The sequence below is a fragment of the Microbispora sp. H10885 genome, assembly GCF_014161415.1.
Taxonomy (GTDB): domain Bacteria; phylum Actinomycetota; class Actinomycetes; order Streptosporangiales; family Streptosporangiaceae; genus Microbispora; species Microbispora triticiradicis.
The window spans coordinates 145434-168257 of sequence record NZ_JABBWY010000001.1; the positions used below are offsets into that span (position 1 = coordinate 145434).

The following is a 22824-nucleotide window of genomic DNA, read 5'->3' on the forward strand; positions in this document are numbered from 1 at the left end:
CGGATCATCGGAGAGCTACTATTCCGGCAGTTCCCGGTCCTCTCATCACCGAACAGGCCGTTGTGATGTCCTCCCCGACCCCCTCGACCGCAGGAGACGACTCCGACAGGCCGCCAGGGAACGCACCGGGGGAGGCGACGCCCCCGGAGCGGCCCCCGAAGGTGGCGGCGGCGCGGGAGACGCTCCTCACGACGCTCGCCGCGGCCGCGGCGAACAGCATCTGGACGGAATACCACGCCTTCCTGGAGCACCTGCCGGTCCCGACGTACGTCGGAGTGCTGGCGACCGGCGTGCTCGGCGGTTTCTTCCTGTCGGGCCGGGGGCCGGCGGGTGTGCTCGCCCGACTGACCGGATGGCTCGGCCCGCCCGCCGCGAGGATCCGGGACTGGATCCTGGCCCCCCTCTCCCAGCGGACGCGGACGGCGAAGACGCTGCGGACGCTGCGCCGCGCCCTGCCCGTGCTCGTGATCGCCTACCTGTCCGTGGCGTCCGGTGTGGTCGTCGTCCTGGGCGTCTGGGGCGCGTCGATGCTGGTGCGGTGGGCGTCGTCACCCTCCTGCGCGGATCCGCGGGAGTTGTTCGTGATCACGGCGCCGGAGAACGTCGACGAGCTGCGCGATGCCGTCGCGGCCTATGCCGGCGATTCGGACGACTGCCCGCCGTACCGGATCTCGGTCGGCCCCGCGCCGTCGGCGGCCGATATCGCCACGGGCTTCACCCTCGGCTGGTGCCGGGGAGACGAGTCGTTCCCGAGGCTCTTCGGGAGACGCCCTGACGCCTGGATCGCCACCAGCACCGCCGAGGTGGAGCACGTTCTCCGGCTCCAGAGCACCAGCAGCCCTTCGGGACAGCCCTGCGACAGGATGGCCGGCGGAACGGCGACGCTGCGCCCGGGCCCGAGTGTGGCCGGCGAGCAGCTGGTCGTCGCGATGCTCGCCGAGCGCGCCGACGACCTGGAGAGACTGCCTCCGGAGCGGAGAGGCGACAGAGCGCTGGCGGACGTCATGCGGACGGTCCGCACCGATCTGGGCATGCGCCTGGTCTACCCGCAACCCGGTCTCTCCTCGGCCGGTCTGCTGGCGGCCGCACGCCTGGTCGGCCTGGAACGCCCTGAGGACACCGTGCGGAGCATGGTCTCCGACGACAGCGTCAACGCGCTCCTGTGCCGCTTCAAACGGATGACGAGGGCCGAGAAGAATGAGCATGCCCTGCTCATCCCGGCCCACAGTGTGCGGGAGTACAACGCCGGGGAGATCACGGACGAGGGCTGCCGGGGCATGGGCGAGGACGAGCCCAGACTCACGGAGGAACGGCCGCCCGGTCTGCCCCTCCTCGACTATCCGTTCGTCGCCGTCGACTGGCCGGACGAGGGCGCCCCGGCCTCCCGGGACGAGACGGCCGAAAGCCGCCTCGCTCTCGATCGCTTCGCCGCCTGGCTCACGCACGAGCACCCGCTCTTCGGTCGCCCGGCACCTCCTGCCAAGCAGAGCGGCGATGACGTGCTGGACCAGGCGAAGAAGGAGATCTCCCGGCGGCTGCACCCCGTCGACCTGCAGTTCCTGCTCGACGTCTCCGGATCGATGTCCCGATCGCTCCTTCCCGCGAGTGAGGCGCTCCCCGAGATCAGGCAGGCGCTCGTCGAGACCGACCGGCTGTCGCTCAGCACATTCTGGCGGGAGAAGGACGAAGGTCCCGTAAGGGTCAGCGATCCCACCGACAAGGACGAGCCGAGCCGTCTGGACAGGTTCGTCGGGCGTTTCCGGCTGGAGCGGAGCCGGGGACGGGACGCACCGCTGTGGACGGCGATCGAGGAGCTGGGAAGGAAGTTCGGCCCCCCGGCCCGTTCGGTGGTGGTCATCACGGACGGAGGACCGTTCGGGACCGGAAGGGATCCTCGGCCTGCGGAGCAGGACGTCGTACGGGCCCTGAGCCGCAGCCCCTCGATACGCAACCTCTACGTCCTCGTCCTCGGGCACAACGGGTGTGGGGGCAGGTTCCCGCAGCCGGAGCGGGTGCACGGGCCGGGGGCGAAGCCGGGGTCGGAGCAGCGCGTGATCTGCGCCGAGATCGGAGGAGGGCAGCCCTCCCGGACAGGGACGCAGGCGGTGGCGGGCGTGCTGCGTAACGCGATCTTCACACTACGGGAGTGGTCCTGATGACCCGGCGACCGGAGCTGTGGTGGTCACGGCTTCCCCCCTTCCGGAGGCGGCTCGCCGCCGGAGGGTTCGCGGTGGGCGTCCTCCTCGGGAGTCTGCAACTCCTGCACACCGGGAGGGACACGGCCTGCCACTCCGACGGGCGGATCACGATCGCGGCGAACAGCGACGTCAGCGCCGGAGGCTTCCGCAGGGACCTCGTCCGGCAGTGGAACGCGAAGTCGAAACGCACCGACGATCTCGTCGAGATCTCCGACTCCACCGACGAGGCCAGGGCCGAGATGGCCGCCGCGGCCCAGTCGCACCGCTGCACCTACGACATCTTCCTCCTGGACGTCGTCTACATCCCCGAGTTCGCGAGGAACGGCTACCTGAGCGAGCTCACCCCGAAGGAGTTCGGCGCGGCGTGGCCGCACGTCACAAAGGAGGTGCTGCGGGCGGCACAGGTGGACCGCAGACAGTACGCCGAGCCCCTGGCCACAGACGCGCCGCTGTTGTTCCGCAAGGCCGGCCTGCCGCTCCCCGCCACATGGGCGGATCTCGTCGGAGACGGCAGCCGGACCGGCTACGCCGGCACGTACGGCTACGTCGGGCAGTTCGACGACTACGAGGGGGGAACCGTCAACCTCATGGAGGCGGTGCTCTCCTCCGGCGCCGAGATCACCGAGGGCGACGAGGTCGTGCTCGACCAGTACGCCGAGAAGACGAAGAACGCGCTCGCCCACCTGCGCGGGCTCCTCGACGGCCTCGCGGGGGACGGGAGCCGGCCACCCGGCTCGGGCGGCCCCTCCTCCAGCCCGGCGCCCTCCCCCGGCGCCGAGGCCCGGTGCCAGGACCGCCTCGGCCGCGGCTGTCTGTTCCGGTACCGGGAGGAGAGCAGCCTGCAGGCATTCCGGGACGGGGACGTGGGGTACATGCGGAACTGGCCGTTCGCCTTCCCCCGTCTGGCGCTCGACCCGTCGATGCGGGCCGGAGACGGGTCTCCGCTGTTCGAGGTGTCCCACCTGCCCGGCAAGGGGATCACGGGGGGCTACGCCCTCGCGATCAGCGCGACCATGCCCGAGGAGGAACGTCCGGACGCGGTACGGCTCATCCGCTTCCTCACGTCGGCCGAGGCCCAGAAGCAGCTGTTCGCGTGCGGCGGCTACCCGCCCGTCATCAAGGAGGTCTACGACTTCTACATGTCACAGGAGAAGGGCCCCCGAACGTGCAGCGAGCTCCAGGATCGGGAGGATCCGTCCCCCGAACCCGGATCGGAGATGACGGCCCCCGAGCTCGGCGACTTCGCGACGGCGATCCACGACGCGCTGGGCCGGGCCGAGTCACGTCCGGTCTGGCCCCACTACGCCACGTTCAGCGACACGTTCAGATCCTGCGCGAGAAAAGCGGTGACCGGCGAGATCGAGGCGCGGGAGATCGACGTCGGCAGCTTCGCCGAGGCCCTGCGGACGGCCGGGGACGGCAGGCGGCCGGACGATCCCTGCCCCGGCTGACCGGCGAGCCGGGGCAGGGTCACAGTGCCTCGGCGGCGGCGTTCATGGCGGCGGTGATCGTCGCGACGTCCTCCGGAGCGCAGGCGTACGGCGGCATGGTGTAGATGAGACGGCCGAAGGGCCGCAGCCAGACGCCGTGCTTCATCACCGTGTCCTGAACCTTCGCGACGTCGACGGGTTCGTCCGTCTCGATCACGCCGATGGCGCCCAGTACCCGCACGTCCCGTACGCCCGGGGCGTGGACGGCCGGGGCGAGGCCGTCGAGCAGCCCGGCCTCGATGCGGGCGACCTCCTCCCGCCACGGGCGCTCGGCCAGCAGGTCGAGCGAGGCGCCGGCCACCGCGCAGGCGAGCGGGTTGCCCATGTAGGTGGGGCCGTGCATCAGCACTCCGATGCGGTCGGCCACCCGCTCGGTGCACAGGGTCGCCGCGAGCGTCACGTATCCGCCGGTCAGGGCCTTGCCGACGCACATGATGTCCGGCCTGATCCCGGCGTGGTCGCAGCCGAACATCTCCCCCGTACGGCCGAAGCCGGTGGCGATCTCGTCGGCGATCAGCAGGACGCCATGCTCGTCGGCGAGGTCGCGCAGCCGCCGAAGGTAGGCCGGGTGGTAGAAGCGCATGCCTCCGGCGCCCTGCACGACCGGCTCCACGATGATCGCGGCCAGCTCCGCCGCACGCGCCTCGACGGTATCGGTGAGCTCCCTCAGGTACGCCTCGTCGGGTTCCGGAGCCGTCCGGACCGGGCGGCGGCCGTAGTCGTCCGGCGGCGCGGGCGCGAAGACGTGCCGCGGCAGCATGCCGGTGAACAGGTGGTGCATGCCGCTCACCGGGTCGCAGACCGACATCGCGCCGAGCGTGTCGCCGTGGTAGCCGCCGCGCACGGTCATCAGCGTCGAGCGCCCGCTGTACTGGATCGCCATCTTGATCGCGACCTCGACCGCCACCGAGCCCGAGTCGGCGAGGAAGACCCGGCCGAGCCCGGTCATCCCGGCCAGCCGCTCCGCGAGCCGCACGGCGGGCGCGTGGGTGAGGCCGCCGAACATGACATGCGCCATGTCCTCGATCTGTTCGCGTACGGCCCGGTTGAGCCGGGGGTGGTTGTGGCCGTGTACGGCCGCCCACCAGGAGGCCATTCCGTCGATCAGCGCACGGCCGTCGTCGAGGACGATCCGCACGCCGTCGGCACGCCTGACCACGTGGACGGGCACCCCGGACGACACCGCCGAGTACGGATGCCACACGTGCGCGCGGTCCAGCCGGAGAACCTCGTCCGCGTCCACCTACGACAGCAGGCCGTTGTCGCGGGCCCAGGTGCGCAGGGCCTCCCCGGCCGCCTCCTTGCCGATCAGTCCGTGGTCCATGCGGATCTCCAGCAGGTGCTTGTAGGCCCGGCCGACGACCGGGCCGGGCGGCACCCCGAGGATCTCCTGGATCTCGTTGCCGTCCAGCTCGGGCCGGATCTTGGCGAGCTCCTCCTCCTCGGCCAGCCGGGCGATGCGCTCCTCCAGCTGGTCGTAGGTGCGCGACAGGGCCTGCGCCTTGCGCCTGTTGCGGGTGGTGCAGTCGGCCCTGGTCAGCTTGTGCAGGCTGCTCAGCAGGTGCCCGGCGTCGCGGACGTAGCGGCGGACGGCGCTGTCGGTCCACTCTCCCGTGCCGTAGCCGTGGAAACGCAGGTGCAGCTCCACGAGCTTGGACACGTCGGACACCACGTCCTTGGGGAACCTGAGCTCGGTCAGCCGCTTCTTCGTCATCTGCGCCCCGACCACCTCGTGGTGGTGGAACGACACCCGGCCGCCCGGCTCGTTGCGCCGGGTCTTCGGCTTGCCGATGTCGTGCAGCAGGGCGGCCCACCGCAGCACCCGGTCCGGCCCGGCGGTCTCCAGCCCGATCGCCTGCTCCAGCACGATCAGCGTGTGCTCGTAGACGTCCTTGTGCCGGTGGTGCTCGTCGATCTCCAGCCGCAGTTTCGGCAGCTCGGGCAGCACGTGGGCGGCCAGCCCGGTGTCCACGAGCAGCGAGAGGCCGGCCCTCGGGTGCGTGCCGCAGACCAGCTTGTCGAGCTCGTCGCGGATGCGCTCGGCCGAGACGATCTCGATGCGGCCGGCCATCGCGGTCATGGCCTCGACCACCTCGGGGGCGACCGCGAACCCCAGCTGCGCGGCGAACCGCGCGGCGCGCAGCATCCGCAGCGGGTCGTCGTCGAACGACCGCTCGGGGGGGCCGGGCGTGCGCAGCACCTTGGCGGCGAGGTCGGGCAGCCCGCCGTACGGGTCGGCGAACTCGTGGCCGGGCAGGCGGACGGCCATCGCGTTGACCGCGAAGTCGCGGCGGGCGAGGTCGCCGTCGAGGGAGTCGCCGTACATCACGTCCGGCTTGCGGGAGGCCGGGTCGTACGACTCGCTGCGGTAGGTGGTGATCTCCAGGAGCCAGCCGCCCTTGCGCACGCCGACCGTGCCGAACTCGATCCCGATCGTCCAGACGGCGTCCGCCCAGTCCTTGACGATCTCCAGCACCCGGTCGGGCCTGGCGTCCGTCGTCAGGTCGAGGTCCTTGCCCACGCGGCCCAGGAAGACGTCGCGGACGGATCCGCCGACCAGGGCCAGCTCGTGTCCCCGGGCCGCGAACAGCTCGCCGAGCTCGTCGGCGACAGGGGCGATGCGGCGGAACAGTTCGTTCACGGCGTGCTGCTGGCTGTCGCTCAGATTTGAAACGGACAAGGCTGGGTAGGTCCTTCGGTCACGGAACAGAAACTCTCCCCCGATGGCCCAGGTGTCGGGTGTCACCCAGGGGAGACACGCCTAGCGATCACCAGGCCACGGACGGTTCGGGGGCGCTGGACGACGCAAGGAGCACAAGAGATGAAAGACGCTCTCGCGATTCACCGCTGGCTCCTCGCCCACCAGATCCACCATGAGATCGTACGTCTTCCGCGCCCGTTGACATGCTCCGACGAGCTTCCCGAGGTCCTCGGGGTGGCCCCCGAGACCTGCCTGTGCGTGTCGCTTTTCGAGGTGACCGCGCGGTCGGGCACCCAGGCGGTGGCCGTGGTGAGCACGGTCGGCCGGTCTCCCGGGCCCGCGGCGGTGGCCTCCCTCCTGCGTACCCCCAGGGTACGCCCCGCCTCCGCCAACACGGTGAACTCGGCGACCGACTACGCCGACGGGCTGGTCTGCCCGCTGCTGCTGCCCGACGAGCTGACCGTGCTGGTGGACCAGCGGCTGCGGGACCGCCTCGATCCCGACGACGTCGTCCACACCGCGACCGGCGAGCGCCGCACCGCGTTGCGGCTGCGCGCGATCCACCTGTTCGACCTGGTCGCGGCCAAGGCCGTGGACATCAGGACGATCCCCCGGAGGGGCGCGGCGAGCCTCGCGAGTCCTATGCGGACCGCTTAGGCCATAGCATTCTGGGCGTGCGCCGTTCCTCACCGCTGGCCCGCACATGATTCGCAAGGCCGCACTGCTGACCCTGCTGACCGCCCTGCTCGCGTCCCCCGCGGGCATGGCCGGTACGGCTGCCGCCGTACCCGCGGGTCGCGCCGCGGCCGCCGCCGCTCCCGCCGATCCGCTGGTCGTGAACGAGATCACGCCGGAGGTCGTACGCGACGCCGCCGCCCCCGTGACGATCTCGGGGACCGCCGTGGGCGCCCAGGGAACCTCCGTACGGGTGGTGGTCCGCTACGCGCCGAACCGGCCGCTGACCTCGCGCGGCGAGATGGCGGCCTACCTGTCCGAGCAGGGATACGTCCCCTCCAACTGGAGCACGAGGGTCCAGGCCACGCCGCTCGACCAGGCGGGCAAGCTGCCCTTCCGGTTCACCGTGACGCCCCAGGAGCTGGGGATGTCCCGGCCGGGCGTCTATCCGCTCGCGATCGAGGTGACCGACGCGGCGACCGGTCAGCGGATCGCGATCGAGCGCACCTTCCTGACGTACGCCCCGAAGGGCGAGCAGATCCCCAAGGTGAAGCTGGCGCTCGCCCTTCCCCTGGTGGACCGGCCGCACCGCGCCGACGACGCGACGTTCATGGACGACGACCTGTCCGCGTCGCTCGCGTCCGGCCGCCTGGCGGCGCTGCTCCAGACGGCCCAGGACACCGGGGACAAGGTCACCTGGTTCGTCGACCCCGCCCTGCTCGACGACGTCCGCGTCCTGTCCTCCGGCGCGCGGATCGTACGCGGCGTGCGCAAGGAGGCCGACCGGGCCGCGGGCCAGTGGCTGAACGGCCTGCGCGGCGCGCTGACCGGCAAACCCGTCGTGGCCACGCCGTACGCCGATCCGGACATGACCGCGCTGGTCCACCACGGCCTCGACAAGCAGGCCGCGGCGGCGGTCCAGCGCGGGGCCGCGCTCGCGAGCGAGGTGCTCGGCCGGGAGATCCACGGCACCACGGCCTGGCCGGCCGGTGGCCGGATCGACCGGGACACCCTTGACGAACTGGCCATCTCGGGCGTGACGTCCGTCCTGTTGTCCGCGGACGCGCTGCCGGTCAGGGCCGCGGCGCAGGACGACCCGACGGCGATCACCCCCACCCCGCTCACTTCCGACGGCGCGGCCACGCTCTACTCCGTGGCGGACAAGCCGCTGACCGCGCTGCTCGCCGATCCCACGCTGAGCGAGGTCCTCGGCGGGAACGTCTCGGCTCCCGGCGCGGCGCTGCTGGCGCGGCAGCGGTTCCTCGCCGAGACCGCGATGATCGCCTTCGAGCGGCAGAACGGGCAGCCCGCCCAGCCGGGCCGGTCGGGCCAACCGAACAGGACAGGACAGGACGGGCCGGACGGATCGGCGAAGACGCCGTCGCCCACCGTGGTCGCGGTGCCCGGCTCGCACCTGTGGACGCCCGACCCCGCGTTCGTCTCCGGCCTCCTCCAGGCCGCCTCCTCCGCCCCCTGGCTGAGCATGACCTCACTCGACTCGGTGAAGCCGGGACGGGACGGGGCGCCGCGGGGCGACCTGACCTACACCGAGCGCGACCGCGAGTCGGAGCTGGGCCGCTCCCACCTCGCGACCGTCCGGAAGCTGGAGCGCAAGGCCGAGGCCGTGGCCACCGTCACGGCGGAGCACACCGACGTCTTCCACGCGGCGATACTCCGGCTGACCTCGGCCTCCTGGCGGGGTGACGCCAAGCGGGCCGCCTCCTTCGCGCAGCGGGTCAAGGAGACGATCGACCAGCGCATCACCGGCGTGTCCGTGCTCGACAGCCCGCGCTCGGTGGCGGGGAGCAACGGCCAGGTGCCCGTCAGCGTGGCCAACAACCTGGACCAGGACATCGAGATCAGGATCCGGGTCACGTCGGGCAGCAAGTCCCGCCTCGCGATCGACGCGGACGACGGGACCTACGTGACCCAGCCGACCCGGGTCCTCGCCGGCCGGAGCCAGCTCGTCAACGTGCCGGTGATCGTACGCGGCGGAGGCGGCGAGGCGAGCATCTCGGTGCAGCTTCTCACCGACGGCGACGTGAAGTACGGCAACGCCGTACGGGTCGTGGTGCGCGCGACCGGCTACACCGGCATCGCCGTCGTCATCGTGGGGGCGGCCCTGGTCATCATGCTCGCGGCCGTGGTGATGCGGGTCCTGCGCCGCAGGTCGAGGAGGGCGTTCCCGTTCGACGGCACGACCGCCGGCGAGGGCCCGCCGGAGGACCGGCCGGGCGCCGTGCCGGCCGAGCGGACGCAGTCACCGTAGGCGGACCCCGACCCGGCCCACCCCGAGCGAGGCGGCCCCGCGAACGCGGCCGTCGTGACCCGAAGGACACCCATGAGCAGGATGCTGCGAGCCAGCGCGATCATGGCGGCCGGGACGATGGTCTCGCGGCTCACCGGCTTCGCGCGGACGGCGATGCTCGCCGCGGCCATCGGCACCTTCGCCCTCGGCGACGCCTACAACGCGGCCTACATGATCCCCTACATCCTGCTCGACCTGTTGCTCCAGGGCGTGCTGAGCAGCGTGGTCGTGCCGGTGATCGTACGGGCGCAGCAGCGCGACCCGGACGGGGGCCAGGCGTTCGAACAGCGGCTGATGACGCTGGCGGTGGTGGTGCTGACGGCCGTCGCGCTGCTCGGCGTGCTGCTGGCCAAGCCGATCATGGAGCTCTACACCGCCTCGAACTGGACCGAGGACAAGGTGGAGGTCGCCGCCACGCTGGCCAGGTACATGCTGCCGCAGATCGCGTTCTTCGGGGTCGGCTCGCTGGCGGGGGCGATCCTCAACACGCGGGACAGGTTCGCCGCCCCGATGTGGGCGCCGGTGCTGAACAACATCGTGGTCATGGGCGTCCTGGCCGCCTACTACGCCGTCGGGTCGTCCGACATCGAGAAGGTGAGCGAGCGCGACCTCACGCTCCTCGGCCTCGGCACCACGGCCGGCATCGTCGCCCAGGCGATCGTTCTGGTGATCGCGTTGCACCGGGCCGGGTTCCGGTTCCGCCCCCGCTTCGGCGTGCGCGGCACCGGGCTCGGGGAGGCGGCCAGGGCCGCCGTGTGGACGTTCGGCTACACCGGCATCACCCAGATCGGGTTCTGGGTCACCACCAAGCTCGCCACCGGCGCGGGCGACCGGGCGCCGGGCGCCGGCAACAGCGCCTGGGCGTACGCCTTCCAGCTCTTCCAGCTCCCGTACGGGATCATCGCGGTGTCGGTGATCACCGCGATGCTGCCGAAGATGAGCCGGTCCGTCGCCGAGGGCAGGCTGGACGAGGTGCGCACGGAGTTCGCCTCGGCGGTGCGGCTGGTCTCGTCCGTCATCGTCCCGGCGGGCCTGCTGCTGATGGTGCTCGGGCCGGCGGTCACCACACTGATCTTCTCGTGGGGCCACATGACGGCGGCGAACGCGATCTACATCGGCCATGTCCTGCAGGTGTTCGGCGTCGCGCTCGTGCCGTTCTCGATCTTCCAGCTCCTGCTGCGGGTCTTCTACAGCTTCGGCGACACCCGCACCCCCGCGATCATGGCGGCGGTGAACGTGGCCATCAACGCGACGCTCAGCCTGGTCGCGTACTTCACGCTGCCCGACCGGTACGTGGTCATCGGCATGGCCTTCGCCTACCTGGCCACGTACATCGTGCTCTGCGGCGTCGCGTGGTCGCTGGCCAGCCGGAAGATCGGCGGACTCTCCGGCCGGGAGGTCACCGCCGGCCTGGGCCGGATGTACGCGGCGGCGATCCCCTCGGCCGCGCTCGCGCTGGCGGTGCTGTGGCTGGCCCGGGAGCTCACCATGATCACGCCGGTGAGCTCGGCCGTCGTGCTCGCCGTGGGCGGCGGGGCCGGCCTGATCCTCTACCTGCTGGCCGCGCACCGGCTGCGGGTTCCCGAGGTCCGCTCCATCATTGGACTCGTGGCGGGCAGGGTAGGACGGTAGGAGTTCTCACGACCAAGCGGCAACTCGAAGGTAACCCAGAAGTCCGATTCGGACGTCTTCCATCGGGAAGGCGGGCACAAGCGGCACGGCACTAGCATGGTGCGCCAGGGAGTGTTGAGGAAGCGGCGCCCGTTGCGAGCGGGAATCCGGTGGGATTCAGCGCGGCAGGGCATCACTTTTGATACACCTTCCAGCGAAACGTCCCGCGGATCTTGCCCTACCGGAGGAATCCGGCCCGGCGGTGCTCCGTCCGGTGCCGCGGCAGGCACGAGATCTCGGGGGCGCGACCTGGAGTTGTGATCGGCGAGCGGAAGCGGGAAGGCGTGGGCGGAACCACCCGGCATCGGCTGATGCATGCCGACGGGCCGCGGAGCGGGGCGGCCGCATGAGCATGTCCACGGTCGAACCGGGGACCCGGCTGGCGGACCGGTTCCGCCTGGAGGACCGGGTCCACGAGTCCGCGGGCGCGACCCTGTGGAAGGCGCTGGACGAGATCCTCGCCCGCCCGGTCGCCGTCCACACGTTCGCGCCGGACTTCCCCCGGGTCGCGGAGGTCGTCACGGCCGCCCGCCTGGCGAGCCGGCTGACCGACCCGCGCCTCACCCAGGTCTTCGACGCGGCCGACGAGGACGGCACCGCGTACGTCGTGAGCGAGTGGGTCAGCGGCGACTCGCTGCTCGACCTGCTGGAGAGCGGCCCGGTCGAGGCCGAGCGCGGCGCCGCCCTGGTGGCCGAGGCCGCCGAGGCGCTGGCGCACGCCCACGCGGCGGGCCTCACCCACCTGCATCTCACCCCCGGCCGCCTGGTCTGGACGAGCGGGGGAACGGTCAAGCTCCTGGGCCTCGCCGTCGACGCCGCGATCCTCGACCTCCACAGCGAGGAACCCGCCCGGGAGGACGCCGAAGGGCTGGGCCGTCTGCTGTACGCCGCGCTGACCGGGCACTGGCCGGGCGACTCCGACTGCGGCCTGCCCTCCGCGCCCCTCGACGACGGCAAGGTCTGCACCCCCCGCCAGGTCACCGCCGGCGTGCCCGGTTATCTCGACGCCATCACCTGCCGCGCCCTGCTGCAGGAGCCGAGGCGGGGACAGCCTCCGCTGGCCACCCCGGCCGAGGTGGCCGAGGCCCTCTCCGAGGTGCCGCGTCCCACCCCCGTCCCGGTCACCACCGCCCCGCCCGCGCTGAACCTGCGCTCCGAGGCGCCCGACGGCCTGGGCCTGGGCGTGACCACGAGGCCGCCGCAGAAGCCGATGGCGCATCCGCCGCCGCCGCGTCCGCAGACCGGCGCGGCGAGCAAGATCCTGCTGACCGTCATCGTGCTGCTCGTGATGGCGGCCGTCGGGGTCGGCGCCTGGACGGTGGGGAAGAACCTCGGCAACGCCCCGCGGGTCACGCAGCCGGACGTCGCCGATTCGCCGTCGCCCACGGCCAAGCCGGTCGCCGTCGAACCGGTGAGCGCGACCGGGTTCGACCCCCTGGGCTCCGACCGCGCGGAGAAGCCGGAGATAGCCGGGCTCGCCGTCGACGGCAAGCCGTCCACGGAGTGGCACACCGACAGCTACCTCGGCGCGGACCTGGGCGGGCTCAAGGACGGGGTGGGGCTCATCCTCGACATGGGCAAGCCGGTCCCGATCGCCGACGTGGCCGTCTCGCTGGGCGACGCCGCCGGCGCGACCGTGCAGCTCAAGGTGGGCGACGCGGCGGATCTCGGCTCGCTGAGGACGCTCGCCGAGGCGAAGGGCGCCTCTGGCACGGTCACGCTCACGCCGAGCAAGGCCACCACAGGTCAGTACGTTTTGATCTGGTTCACCCGGCTTCCGCCCTATGCCGGGAAGTATCGTGGCACCATCTACGAAGTAACGGTGCACTCCCCCGGACCGGCATAGCAGGGACCTGTGAACTCCCCACCAGACACACCCCCGACGGCTGAGCACGCGCAACGCGCCGTGTCCGACGCCGATCTGCTGACGCGCCATCTGGGCGGCGATCCGCACGCGTTCAGTGAGATCGTCAGGCGGCACCGCGACCGGATGTGGGCGGTCGCCCTGCGTACGCTGGGTGATCCCGACGAGGCCGCCGACGCGGTGCAGGACGCCTTCGTCTCGGCGTACCGGAAGGCGGACAGCTTCCGCGGCGAGGCGGCGGTCACGACGTGGCTGCACCGTATCGTGGTGAACGCCTGCCTCGACCGCATGCGCCGCAAGTCGGTGCGGCCCGTCGCCGACGACGAACTCATCGAGGCCGCCGAGCGGGAGTCTCCGGCCACCGACCAGTCGGGCGAGCGGGAGGTGTCCCTGGAGGTGACGGCGGCGCTCAAGCTGCTGCCGGCCGACCAGCGGGCCGCTCTCGTGCTCGTCGACATGATGGGCTACGCGGTGGACGACGCCGCCGCGGTCCTGGGCGTCCCGCCCGGAACGGTGAAAAGCCGCTGCGCCCGGGGCCGCGCCAAACTCGCCCCGATTCTTTCGCATCTACGGAACCGATCAGACCTGACTCGCGTCTCATCCGGGAAGGGAGCAGAACTTCGTGACGGGTGACACGCACTACGACCTGGAGATGCTCGCCGAACTGGCGGAGGGTCTCCTCGACGAAACCACGGCACGGCGGGTCCGCGAGCACCTCGCGGTCTGCGACCCCTGCGGGGAGAGCCTCGCCGACCTGGCCGCGGTCCGCGAGGTCCTGGCGGCCGTGCCGGTGCCGGCGATGCCTCTGGGCGTCGCCAAGCGCATCGACCGCGCGCTCGCCGCCGAGGCCCCGGACTGGGACCGCGTCATGCGGGACTCCCCCTGGGAGAACGCGCCGTGGGAGACCGTCGAGACTCCGGTCGAATCCATCGTCCCTGCCGGGGCGCCGCAGCCGGGGCTCGTACCCGCGCCGGAGCCGGAACCCGAGCTCGCGCCGGTCGCCGCGGCGACGGGTCCGCTGGGCGTCGTGTCCGGCGACGGGACGATCACGCCGGCCGGGCGCCGCACCGGGACACGTACGGGGGGCCGTAAGTCCGCCAGACGGCGCGCGTGGGCGATGCCCGCGGTGGCCGCCGCCGCGGCGATCGCGGTCATCGGGAGCGGGGTCGCCGCCACCGGCCTGCTCTGGTCCGGCGGCGCGCAGCCTCAATCGGCGTTGAGCCAGGGCGACGCGAGCCAGACCCCGGAGAAGACCCGTGCGCAGGCGCTGACCTACTCGACCTACGCCAGCGGCCACAACTACACCAGCCGGGAGCTGCGCGGGCCGCTGCTGGGCTACTTCGGCGTCGGTCCCGGCGTGGACGGCGCGTCCACGAGCGACGAGGGTCTCGACAGCTGCGTCAAGCAGTTCTCCACCGAGCTCGACCGCACGCCGATCGGGGTCGACAAGGCCCTGTACAACGGCAACGAGGCCACGATCATGGCGTTCTGGGAGGACAAGAACATCAACGCCGTACGGGTGGTCGTCGTGGACTCCGAGTGCCGCCGCCTGCGGCCGGAGGGTCTGGCCAGCTGGAGGTGACCTGACGCCGCTCCGGGCTCACCCGGCGGCGTACGTAGTGCGGCGCGAGCCGTACCATCGGCAGTGACGAAGCCCCCCGCGACCTCCGGGGGGCTTCGCGATGTCCGGGTGCCCCAGACGCGTCAGGAGTCCTCGGGTGCCGGGGGTCGGCCGCGGGAATCGCCGGGGCCTAGGATCTGTTGACGCGACTGCACATCACACCGGGATCGGAAGGCGAGTCCGTTGAGCGACGTCCGTAACGTGATCATCATCGGATCGGGCCCCGCCGGCTACACGGCGGCCGTGTATGCCGCGCGGGCGGACCTGCGGCCGCTCGTCTTCGAGGGCTCGGTCACCGCGGGTGGTGCGTTGATGAACACCACCGACGTGGAGAACTTCCCCGGGTTCCCCGACGGGATCATGGGTCCGGACCTGATGGACAACTTCCGCAAGCAGGCCGAGCGCTTCGGCGCCGAACTGGTGGCGGACGACGTCGTCGAGGTCGACCTGGAGGCCGACCCCAAGGTCGTCAAGACCTACACCGACACCTACCTGGCCAAGTCCGTGATCATCGCCACCGGCTCGCGCTACCGCGAGCTGGGCCTGGAGAACGAGAAGCGGCTGTCCGGCCGAGGCGTGTCCTGGTGTGCGACCTGTGACGGGTTCTTCTTCCGCGACCAGGAGATCGTGGTCGTCGGCGGCGGCGACACGGCGATGGAGGAGGCCATCTTCCTGACCCGGTTCGCCCGTACCGTCACCGTGATCCACCGCAGGGACACGCTGCGCGCCAGCAAGATCATGCAGGACCGGGCGTTCGCCAACGACAAGATTCGCTTCGTCTGGGACAGCGAGGTCGTCGACGTACTCGGTGAGGACCGGATCTCCGGCGTGCGCGTGCGCAACCTCAAGACCGGCGAGGAGACCGATCTGCCGGTCGGGGGGCTGTTCATCGCCATTGGCCACGAGCCGCGCACGGAACTGCTGAAGGGCCAGATCGATCTCGACGACGAGGGCTACGTCCTCGTGCAGTCGCCCACGACCAGGACCAACCTCGACGGGGTGTTCGCGGCGGGCGACGTCGTCGACCACATCTACCGCCAGGCGATCACGGCCTCCGGGACCGGATGCGCCGCGGCGCTCGACGCCGAGCGCTGGCTGACGCTGAACGCCTGAGACCGTTTCCGGGCGGCCGCGGGAATGCGGTGACCGTTCCCGCGGTTGCACCCACCACACCAGACACAAGGGGAGAGTTACCTTGGGCGCCATCAAGAGCGTGACGGACGCGAGCTTCGAGGCCGAGGTCCTCAAGAGCGACAAGCCGGTTCTCGTCGACTTCTGGGCCGAGTGGTGCGGTCCGTGCCGCCAGGTCGGGCCCATCCTCGAGGAGATCGCCACCGAGAACGCGGACAGGTTGACCATCGTCAAGCTGAACATCGACGAGAACCCGGTCACGCCGCGCGACTACGGCGTGCTGCAGATCCCGACGATGAACGTCTACAAGGGCGGCGAGGTCGTCAAGCAGATCATCGGCGCCAAGCCGAAGGCCATGCTGCTGCGCGAGCTGGAGGGCGTGCTCTGACGCGCCCCGATCGAGCCGGACAGGAGCCCCCCGCGCGAACGCACGGGGGGCTCCGCTGCGTCTTGGGACCGCCAGGGCCTGATTCCCTCGACGGTCCTGAGATCGCTTGGCGGTCTTCAGGAGATCGCGTGGAGCCTGAGATCGCGTGGAGCCTGAGATCGTGTGGGGCCCTGAGATCGCCTCAGACGGGCCGCAGCGCCCGCTCCGGGGACATCGAGCCGAGTAGGCGCTCCAGCGCCACCTCGACGTCCTCACGCCACGAGACGGCGGTCTTGAGCTCCAGGCGGAGCCGGGGGAAGCGCAGGTGCGGGCGTACGGTCTTGAATCCGACCGACAGCAGATAATCCGCCGGCAGCAGGCAGCCGGGCTGCTCCCACTTGAGGTCGCCGAAGGCTTCTATGGCTCGTACGCCGCGGCGGGTCAGGTCCTTCGCGACGCCCTGCACGAGCATCCGGCCGAGCCCACCTCCGGAGAACTCCGGCACGATGTGCGCGGTCATCAGCAGCACCGCGTCGGAGCTGACCGGAGAGGTCGGGAACGCCACCGATCGGGGGACGTACAGCGGCGGGGCGTAGAGCACGAAGCCGGCCGCCACGCCGTCGACGTAGGCGATCTTCCCGCAGCTTCCCCATTCGAGGAGGGTCGCGGAGATCCACGCCTCCTTCTCCAGCCCCGGGTCGCCCGCCTCCACCGCTCGCTCCCCGCTCACGGGGTCGAGCTCCCAGAACACACATCGCCGGCACCGGCGCGGCAGGTCGTCAAGGTTGTCGAGGGTGACATTGACCAGCCGACGCGACACGTGATGCCCCAATCCCCGCTAGCGGTCCCGCCAGAAAAGCGCGCGAATACGGCGTCTACTGCACGCATCGTAACTCAGCGGCAGGGCCGGAGCGCGTACGCCACAAGAGCCACAGCCGAGCGTTTACGTCGCCCTCACGGTGAAACCAATGAGGCAGGAATGCAGGAAAAGGGGTCTGTGATGGTCAATACCCTGTTGTGAGCAGCGTGGCGCGTTACCGTACTCTGGATTTCTCGGCTATGTGATCGGAGGTGGACCGTGACGCATGAGCTTGATCACGGTCGGACGAACGCGGCCCACGGGTCGCGCATTGACGCCTACGTCGACAGGTACGCCGCCCGGGCCGCCGGGATGGTCGCCTCCGAGATCCGAGCTCTCTTCGCCGTCGCCTCGAGGCCCGAGGTGGTCTCGCTCGGCAGCGGCATGCCGTACATCACGGCCCTTCCCCTCGACGTGGTGGGCGATCTCGTCGCCGATCTCGTCGCCACCCGCGGTTCCGTCGCTCTGCAGTACGGCGGCGGTCAGGGTGACCCCGCCCTGCGGGAGCAGATCTGCGAGGTCATGCGCCTCGAGGGCATCGAAGCCGGCCCCGATGACATCATGGTCACCGTCGGCTCCCAGCAGGCGCTCGACCTCATCACCCGCATCTTCATCGACCCCGGTGACGTCGTGCTCGCCGAAGGGCCGTCCTACGCCGGGGCCCTTGGCACGTTCGCGGCCTACCAGGCGAAGGTCGTCCACATCGCCATGGACGACCAGGGGCTGATTCCCGAGGCGCTCGCGCAGACCATCTACGCCCTCCAGGCGGCGGGGAACCGGATCAAGTTCCTCTACACGATCCCGACCTTCCAGAATCCCGCCGGTGTGACGCTGAACGAGGTGCGCCGCCGCCAGGTGCTGGAGATCTGCCGCCGGACCGGCGTGCTCGTCGTCGAGGACAACCCGTACGGCCTGCTCGGGTTCGACGGGGAGCCGATGCGGGCGCTGCGGGCCGACGATCCCGACGGTGTCGTCTACCTCGGCTCGTTCTCCAAGACCCTGGCCCCGGGCTTCCGCGTCGGCTGGGCCGTCGCGCCTCACGCGATCCGCGACAAGCTGGTCCTCGCCATGGAGTCGGCGGTGCTCTCGCACTCTACGTTCACCCAGCTCGCCGTGGGGCAGTACCTCACGACCCAGCCGTGGCGGGAGCAGATCAAGACGTTCCGCGAGCTGTACCGCGAGCGGCGCGACGCGATGCTCAACGCGCTCGAGGTGTTCATGCCGCCCGGTTGCACGTGGACCCGCCCGGCCGGCGGGTTCTTCGTCTGGATGACGCTGCCCGAGGGGCTCAACTCGAAGGCTCTCCTCCCCCGGGCCATCGCCGAACGGGTCGCCTTCGTGCCCGGCACCGGTTTCTACTCCGACGGCGGCGGCACGCGGAACATGCGGCTGTCGTTCTGCTACCCGGAGCCGGACCGCATCAAGGAGGGCGTACGCCGCCTCGCCGGGGTCATCGAGCAGGAGCTCAGGATGCGGGACACGTTCGGCACCGGTTCCATACCGCGGCAGGGAGGCGTGGACACCCCTGGCCCGGACCTCGCCTAGGGAGTGTCTGGCCCGCCTCGCTCAGGTGCGGGTACGGCCCACGCCTGAACCGGCGTAGCCTCTCCTACTGGGACGTCGCAGCCTCCCGCCCCTCCCCTCGTGGTCGGGCCTGGACGACGACCGCCAGGAGGGGCACGAGTGCCGCGACCGCCAAGATTTGCCCGGACGGAGCGTTGGCCAGAGTGGTGCATCGCAAGGCGGAGGAGGAGCCCATAGCGGAGCTATGGGCGACGACGACAACGCGGCGAGGTGCCGCTCTGGGCGACGCGACGGGGCAAAGATAGGCGGGAGGGGCACTAGCCTGTTCAGGCTGGCCGTACCGACTCCTCGACGCGAGAAAGGCCCTCTTCGTGAGCGAGCGAACGATGACCGCAGGATCGCCCCCCGCACCTCCGCGGAGGGGAACGCGCCCCGGGCCGGGCAACGCCGATCACCGGTGGATCGGGGGTCGTACCTCCGAGAGCCGCACGGCGGCCACGGCCGGCCGTGCTGAAGGGCTCGGCCCGCGTGCGCGGGGAAATGACCTGACCCAGCCCAGCGGCGTGTTCGCCCGCATCGGTGGTGAGACGGCATGAGCGATCTGAGTCACGTGCTCGTCCTCGCCGGAGGGCTCTCCTACGAGCGTGAGGTCTCCCTGCGCTCCGGTCGCCGGGTGGCGGAGGTGCTGCGGGCGGCCGGTGTGGACGTGGAGACGCGCGACACCGACGCCACCCTCGTGCCCGCCGTGTTGTCGGACCCGCCGGACGCGGTGTTCGTCACCCTGCACGGTGGCGCCGGGGAGGACGGAGCGATCCGGTCCGTCCTGGAACTGCTCGACGTGCCCTACGTCGGTGCGACGCCGGACGCCTGCCGGGTCGCCTTCGACAAGCCCACCGCCAAGGCGGTCGTCCGATCCTGGGGGCTCAACACCCCTGACTCCGTGGCGCTGCCCAAGGAGACGTTCCACGACCTCGGCGCCACGGCGGTGCTCGCCCGTATCGTCGACCGCCTCGGACTGCCGCTGTTCGTGAAGCCCTCACGTGGAGGGTCCGCGCTCGGCGCGTCGATCGTCCACAGCGCCGAGGAGTTGCCCGCGGCGATGGTCGGCTGCTTCGCGTACGGGGACACCGCGTTGATCGAGCAGTACGTGCAGGGCGTGGAGGTCGCCGTCTCCGTCGTGGATCTGGGTGACGGACCGGTCGCCCTGCCTCCGGTGGAGATCGTGCCCGACCGCGGCGTCTACGACTACGCCGCCCGGTACACGGCCGGCCAGACCGAGTTCTTCGCACCTGCCCGGCTCTCTCCGGAGGCCACCGAGGCGTGCGCGGGGATGGCCGTGGCCGCTCACACGGCGCTGGGCCTGCGTGACGTTTCCCGCACCGACCTCATCGTCGACGCCACCGGCAAGCCGTACTTCCTTGAGGTGAACGTCGCCCCCGGCATGACGGAGACCTCCCTGCTGCCGATGGCCGCTGAGGCGGCCCACCGAGACCTGGGCACCCTCTGCAAGGGACTCCTGGAGCTCGCCGCGGCTCGCCGCTGAGCACTCCGGTTTCGCTGAGCCGCCCCGCCTGTTTCACGTGAAACAGGGGAGAGAACGTCGCTGCGGCATGCGTGCCTGTGCGCACGCATGCCGCGTGGGGCGACGAGGTCAGCCGAACCAGCTGTCGTAGGCGCTGCGCAAGGTGTCATGGGGCGGATCCGGGAGCACCTTGAAGAACTTCCACGCGTAGCCGTAGGGGTCGAGGACCTCGGCGTACCGCTCTCCCCACGGGGCGTCGGCCGTCTCAGTGGTGACCTCGCAACCGGCCGATCGGCAGTAGTCCACGGTCGCTCTGACATCGTCTACCGCTATGCCGATGACCACGCCCAACCCTCGCGGACCGGCCAGCGTGCCCCGTTCACGCTCGCTGTCGGGAAACGGCATGCCGGTCAGGGCGTCGACGAGTAGTTGGAGATCGCCGCGTCGCAGGATCGCCATGACTGTCCGGCCATCGGGACTGGAGATCCTGCCGATCCGCTCGAATCCCAGCCCCTCGTAGAACGCGGCCGCCGCACTCACGTCGGCGGCCCGAAGCCCTACCCGAAAGGGAGCCTCGTCGTTCATCGCGCCTCCATCGCTCGCCCATCGACCGTGCCTGAGCAGTGTCTGAGCACGGTGCCTGAGTACCGCGCCTGAGCACGATGCATCAGTGCGAGAAGCGGCGTCCAGTGCGACAGCGTGGCCGGCGGTGGCGATGTTTCACGTGAAACAGCGCCTACCCAGCGACTACCCAGCGACTATTCGGTGGCGATCCCCGCGCTCCGCATCGCGTTGGCGGCGTCCGGAGCCATCGTGTCGATGATCCGCTCCAGGTCGTCGATGGTGGAGAACTCGACCACGATTCGGCCCTTCCTGCTGCCGAGATCGACCTTCACCTTCGTCTCGAAATGATCGGAGAGCCGGTCGGCCAGATCCCGCAGTGCCGGAGCCGTCGGCTTCTTCGCCCGCGGCTTGCGGGGAGCCGGACCCGCGGTCGCCTCCCCCAGCGCCACGATTTCCTCGACGGTCCGGACCGACAGCCCTTCCGCCACGATGCGGCTCGCCAGGCGTTCCTGGGCGGCCGGGTCGCTGAGCGTCAGCAGCGCCCGCGCGTGGCCGGCGCTGATGACTCCGGCCGCCAGCCTGCGCTGCACCTCCGGCGGGAGGTTCAGCAGCCGCAAGGTGTTGCTGATGTGCGAGCGGGAGCGCCCCACCTTCTTCGCGAGCACCTCATGGGTGGCGCCAAAGTCGTCGAGGAGCTGCTGGTAGGCCGCCGCCTCCTCCAGTGCGTTCAGTTGCTCGCGCTGGAGGTTCTCGATGAGCGCCTCGCGGAGCATCTCGTCGTCCTGCGTGCTGCGGACGATCGCGGGGATGTGGTCGAGCCCGGCGAGCTGGGACGCCCGCCACCTCCGCTCCCCCATGATGAGCTCGAAGCGGCCGTCCGGCAGCGCCCGTACGACGACCGGCTGCAGCAGGCCGACCTCCTTGATGGAGGCTGACAGTTCTTCGAGACGATCCTCGTCGAACACCTCCCGGGGCTGGCGGGGGTTGGGAGAGATCGACCCGACCTCGATCTCCTGGAAGTACGCGCCTTCCACCGGGCGCAGGCCCGTTCCGCCGTCACCCGCAACCCCACCGCCTGCCACGCCGCCACTCGATGCGAATGCCGGCAGACCGGCAGTGGACGGCACGCTCGCCAGAGGCGACGGATCGACGATCGGTCCTGTGGGGATCAGAGCCCCAAGACCCTTGCCAAGTCCCCGACGCTGCTGGCTCACCGCTGCTCCTTCATACCCGCACCCGCAAAGAAGGCGGTGCCCAGCGACTCGGAGTCACTGGGCACCGGCACGCACACACCAGGAGAGAGTACCGCTGCGAAGCCTGCGCACGAGTCCTCAGACATCGACCTGTGCATAACCCACCGGCACTGAGGGCCGCCAACGCCCATGCGCAGGAAACGCTCGACGCCTGTCCAGCTTCAGCTCTCGGCAGTCGGCACTCAGTGGCTGATTCTCAGTGGCCGGTTCTCAGCGGTCGGTTCTCAGGCGTCGGCGAGGGCAGCCGCGCGATAGGCGATCTCCTTGGCGGCCCCCATGTACGCGAGCGCGCCGCTCGATCCCGGGTCGTACGTCATGACCGACTGGCCGTAGCTGGGCGCTTCGGAGACACGGACGCTCCTGGGGATGACCGCGTCGAGCACCGTGTCCCCGAAGTGGGACCGCACTTCTTCCGCCACCTGAGACGCCAGACGGGTACGGCCGTCGTACATGGTGAGGAGGATGGTCGAGACCGCGAGCGTCTGGTTGAGGTGTGCACGGACCAGTTCGACGTTCTGCATGAGCTGGGTGAGCCCCTCCAACGCGTAGTACTCGCACTGAATGGGGATCAGGACCTCCTGGGCCGCCGCCATGGCGTTCACGGTCAGCAGGCCCAGCGACGGCGGGCAATCGATGAGGATGTAGTCGAACTCCATGGCGTCAAAGGCCGCCAGCGCCCTCCGCAGACGAGACTCCCGGCCCACCATCGGGACGAGCTCGATCTCCGCCCCCGCGAGGTCGAGGGTGGCGGGGGCGCAGTAGAGGTTCGGCATGTCGGGGACGGGGTTCACGATCTGCGACAGCGGCATGTCGTCCACCAGGACCTGGTAGACCGACGGCATCCCCGACCGGTGCTCGGTCGCGAGGGCGGTCGACGCGTTTCCCTGTGGGTCCAGGTCGACCACGAGAACGCGCTGATCATGCATGGACAGTGCCGCCGCCAGGTTGACGGCCGTGGTGGTCTTACCCACGCCGCCCTTCTGGTTGGCCACCGTCATCACCCGGCAGCGAGGAGGCCGGGGCCAGCTCCCCTCGTCACGCGTCGAGTAACCGACGGAAGGCGCAGCCGCCTGCGC

The 22824-nt window shown here is 70.8% G+C and carries 18 protein-coding genes; 12 read left to right on the forward strand and 6 right to left on the reverse strand.

Translation table 11 applies throughout. The features are described from left to right. The first annotated feature begins 65 nt into the window (after nucleotides 1-65). Entirely contained in the window at nucleotides 66-2156 is a 2091-nt protein-coding gene (locus tag HHX37_RS00730; RefSeq protein WP_182884159.1) for a vWA domain-containing protein, read from the forward strand. Next, nucleotides 2156-3649 (forward strand): extracellular solute-binding protein, encoded by a 1494-nt coding sequence (locus HHX37_RS00735; RefSeq protein ID WP_182884160.1) that lies wholly within the window; start codon nucleotides 2156-2158, stop codon nucleotides 3647-3649. Before HHX37_RS00730 ends, HHX37_RS00735 begins: the two co-directional genes overlap by 1 nt. Before the next feature lie 19 nt (nucleotides 3650-3668). Here HHX37_RS00735 and HHX37_RS00740 read toward each other — a convergent pair whose 3' ends face one another. Further along, nucleotides 3669-4931, reverse strand: a complete 1263-nt coding sequence (locus HHX37_RS00740) for an adenosylmethionine--8-amino-7-oxononanoate transaminase (protein WP_182884161.1) — start codon at nucleotides 4929-4931, stop codon at nucleotides 3669-3671. Beyond that, a complete protein-coding gene (locus tag HHX37_RS00745) occupies nucleotides 4932-6329 on the reverse strand; it encodes a CCA tRNA nucleotidyltransferase (RefSeq protein WP_310740221.1) in 1398 nt (465 codons plus the stop codon). 180 nt (nucleotides 6330-6509) lie between these two features. Here HHX37_RS00745 and HHX37_RS00750 point away from each other — a divergent pair, with 180 nt between their 5' ends. From HHX37_RS00750 to trxA, 8 genes are all read left to right on the forward strand, one after another. Continuing rightward, a complete protein-coding gene (locus tag HHX37_RS00750; RefSeq protein WP_111700081.1) occupies nucleotides 6510-7046 on the forward strand; it encodes an aminoacyl-tRNA deacylase in 537 nt (178 codons plus the stop codon). A gap of 46 nt (nucleotides 7047-7092) precedes the next feature. Further along, nucleotides 7093-9333 carry a DUF6049 family protein gene (locus HHX37_RS00755; RefSeq protein WP_182882543.1) on the forward strand — a complete coding sequence of 747 codons (2241 nt, stop codon included), beginning with the start codon at nucleotides 7093-7095 and terminating at the stop codon, nucleotides 9331-9333. Between the two features lie 72 nt (nucleotides 9334-9405). Then, complete coding sequence (gene murJ / locus HHX37_RS00760) at nucleotides 9406-11004, forward strand: murein biosynthesis integral membrane protein MurJ (RefSeq protein ID WP_182882544.1); 1599 nt, start codon at nucleotides 9406-9408, stop codon at nucleotides 11002-11004. Nucleotides 11005-11389: 385 nt separating this feature from the next. Next, the gene (locus tag HHX37_RS00765; RefSeq protein WP_182882545.1) at nucleotides 11390-12889 is read left to right on the forward strand and encodes a protein kinase family protein; all 1500 of its coding nucleotides are present in this window, start codon (nucleotides 11390-11392) and stop codon (nucleotides 12887-12889) included. A gap of 9 nt (nucleotides 12890-12898) precedes the next feature. After that, entirely contained in the window at nucleotides 12899-13540 is a 642-nt protein-coding gene (sigM, locus tag HHX37_RS00770; RefSeq protein WP_182882546.1) for an RNA polymerase sigma factor SigM, read from the forward strand. After that, nucleotides 13530-14489 (forward strand): zf-HC2 domain-containing protein, encoded by a 960-nt coding sequence (locus tag HHX37_RS00775; RefSeq protein WP_182884163.1) that lies wholly within the window; start codon nucleotides 13530-13532, stop codon nucleotides 14487-14489. The genes sigM and HHX37_RS00775 overlap by 11 nt, the downstream gene beginning before the upstream one ends. 222 nt (nucleotides 14490-14711) lie before the next feature. Next, a complete protein-coding gene (gene trxB / locus HHX37_RS00780; protein WP_111700087.1) occupies nucleotides 14712-15641 on the forward strand; it encodes a thioredoxin-disulfide reductase in 930 nt (309 codons plus the stop codon). Between the two features lie 82 nt (nucleotides 15642-15723). Beyond that, the gene (gene trxA / locus HHX37_RS00785) at nucleotides 15724-16047 is read left to right on the forward strand and encodes a thioredoxin (RefSeq protein WP_111700088.1); all 324 of its coding nucleotides are present in this window, start codon (nucleotides 15724-15726) and stop codon (nucleotides 16045-16047) included. Between the two features lie 181 nt (nucleotides 16048-16228). Here the strand turns inward: trxA and HHX37_RS00790 are convergent, their stop codons facing one another. After that, nucleotides 16229-16846 carry a GNAT family N-acetyltransferase gene (locus HHX37_RS00790; RefSeq protein ID WP_111700089.1) on the reverse strand — a complete coding sequence of 206 codons (618 nt, stop codon included), beginning with the start codon at nucleotides 16844-16846 and terminating at the stop codon, nucleotides 16229-16231. Nucleotides 16847-17197: 351 nt separating this feature from the next. Here HHX37_RS00790 and HHX37_RS00795 point away from each other — a divergent pair, with 351 nt between their 5' ends. Both HHX37_RS00795 and HHX37_RS00800 read left to right on the forward strand, forming a co-directional pair. Beyond that, on the forward strand, nucleotides 17198-18430 hold the full coding sequence (locus tag HHX37_RS00795) for a PLP-dependent aminotransferase family protein (protein WP_111700172.1): 1233 nt from the start codon (nucleotides 17198-17200) through the stop codon (nucleotides 18428-18430). 571 nt (nucleotides 18431-19001) lie between these two features. After that, nucleotides 19002-19952, forward strand: a complete 951-nt coding sequence (locus HHX37_RS00800) for a D-alanine--D-alanine ligase family protein (protein WP_182884164.1) — start codon at nucleotides 19002-19004, stop codon at nucleotides 19950-19952. 108 nt (nucleotides 19953-20060) lie between these two features. Here the strand turns inward: HHX37_RS00800 and HHX37_RS00805 are convergent, their stop codons facing one another. The 3 genes from HHX37_RS00805 to HHX37_RS00815 form a co-directional block, all read right to left on the reverse strand. After that, complete coding sequence (locus HHX37_RS00805) at nucleotides 20061-20516, reverse strand: VOC family protein (RefSeq protein ID WP_182884165.1); 456 nt, start codon at nucleotides 20514-20516, stop codon at nucleotides 20061-20063. A 173-nt stretch (nucleotides 20517-20689) separates the two neighbouring features. Next, complete coding sequence (locus HHX37_RS00810) at nucleotides 20690-21709, reverse strand: ParB/RepB/Spo0J family partition protein (protein WP_111700092.1); 1020 nt, start codon at nucleotides 21707-21709, stop codon at nucleotides 20690-20692. 263 nt (nucleotides 21710-21972) lie between these two features. After that, nucleotides 21973-22746, reverse strand: coding sequence for a ParA family protein (locus HHX37_RS00815; RefSeq protein WP_111700173.1), 774 nt, complete (start codon nucleotides 22744-22746; stop codon nucleotides 21973-21975). Nucleotides 22747-22824: the final 78 nt, after the last annotated feature.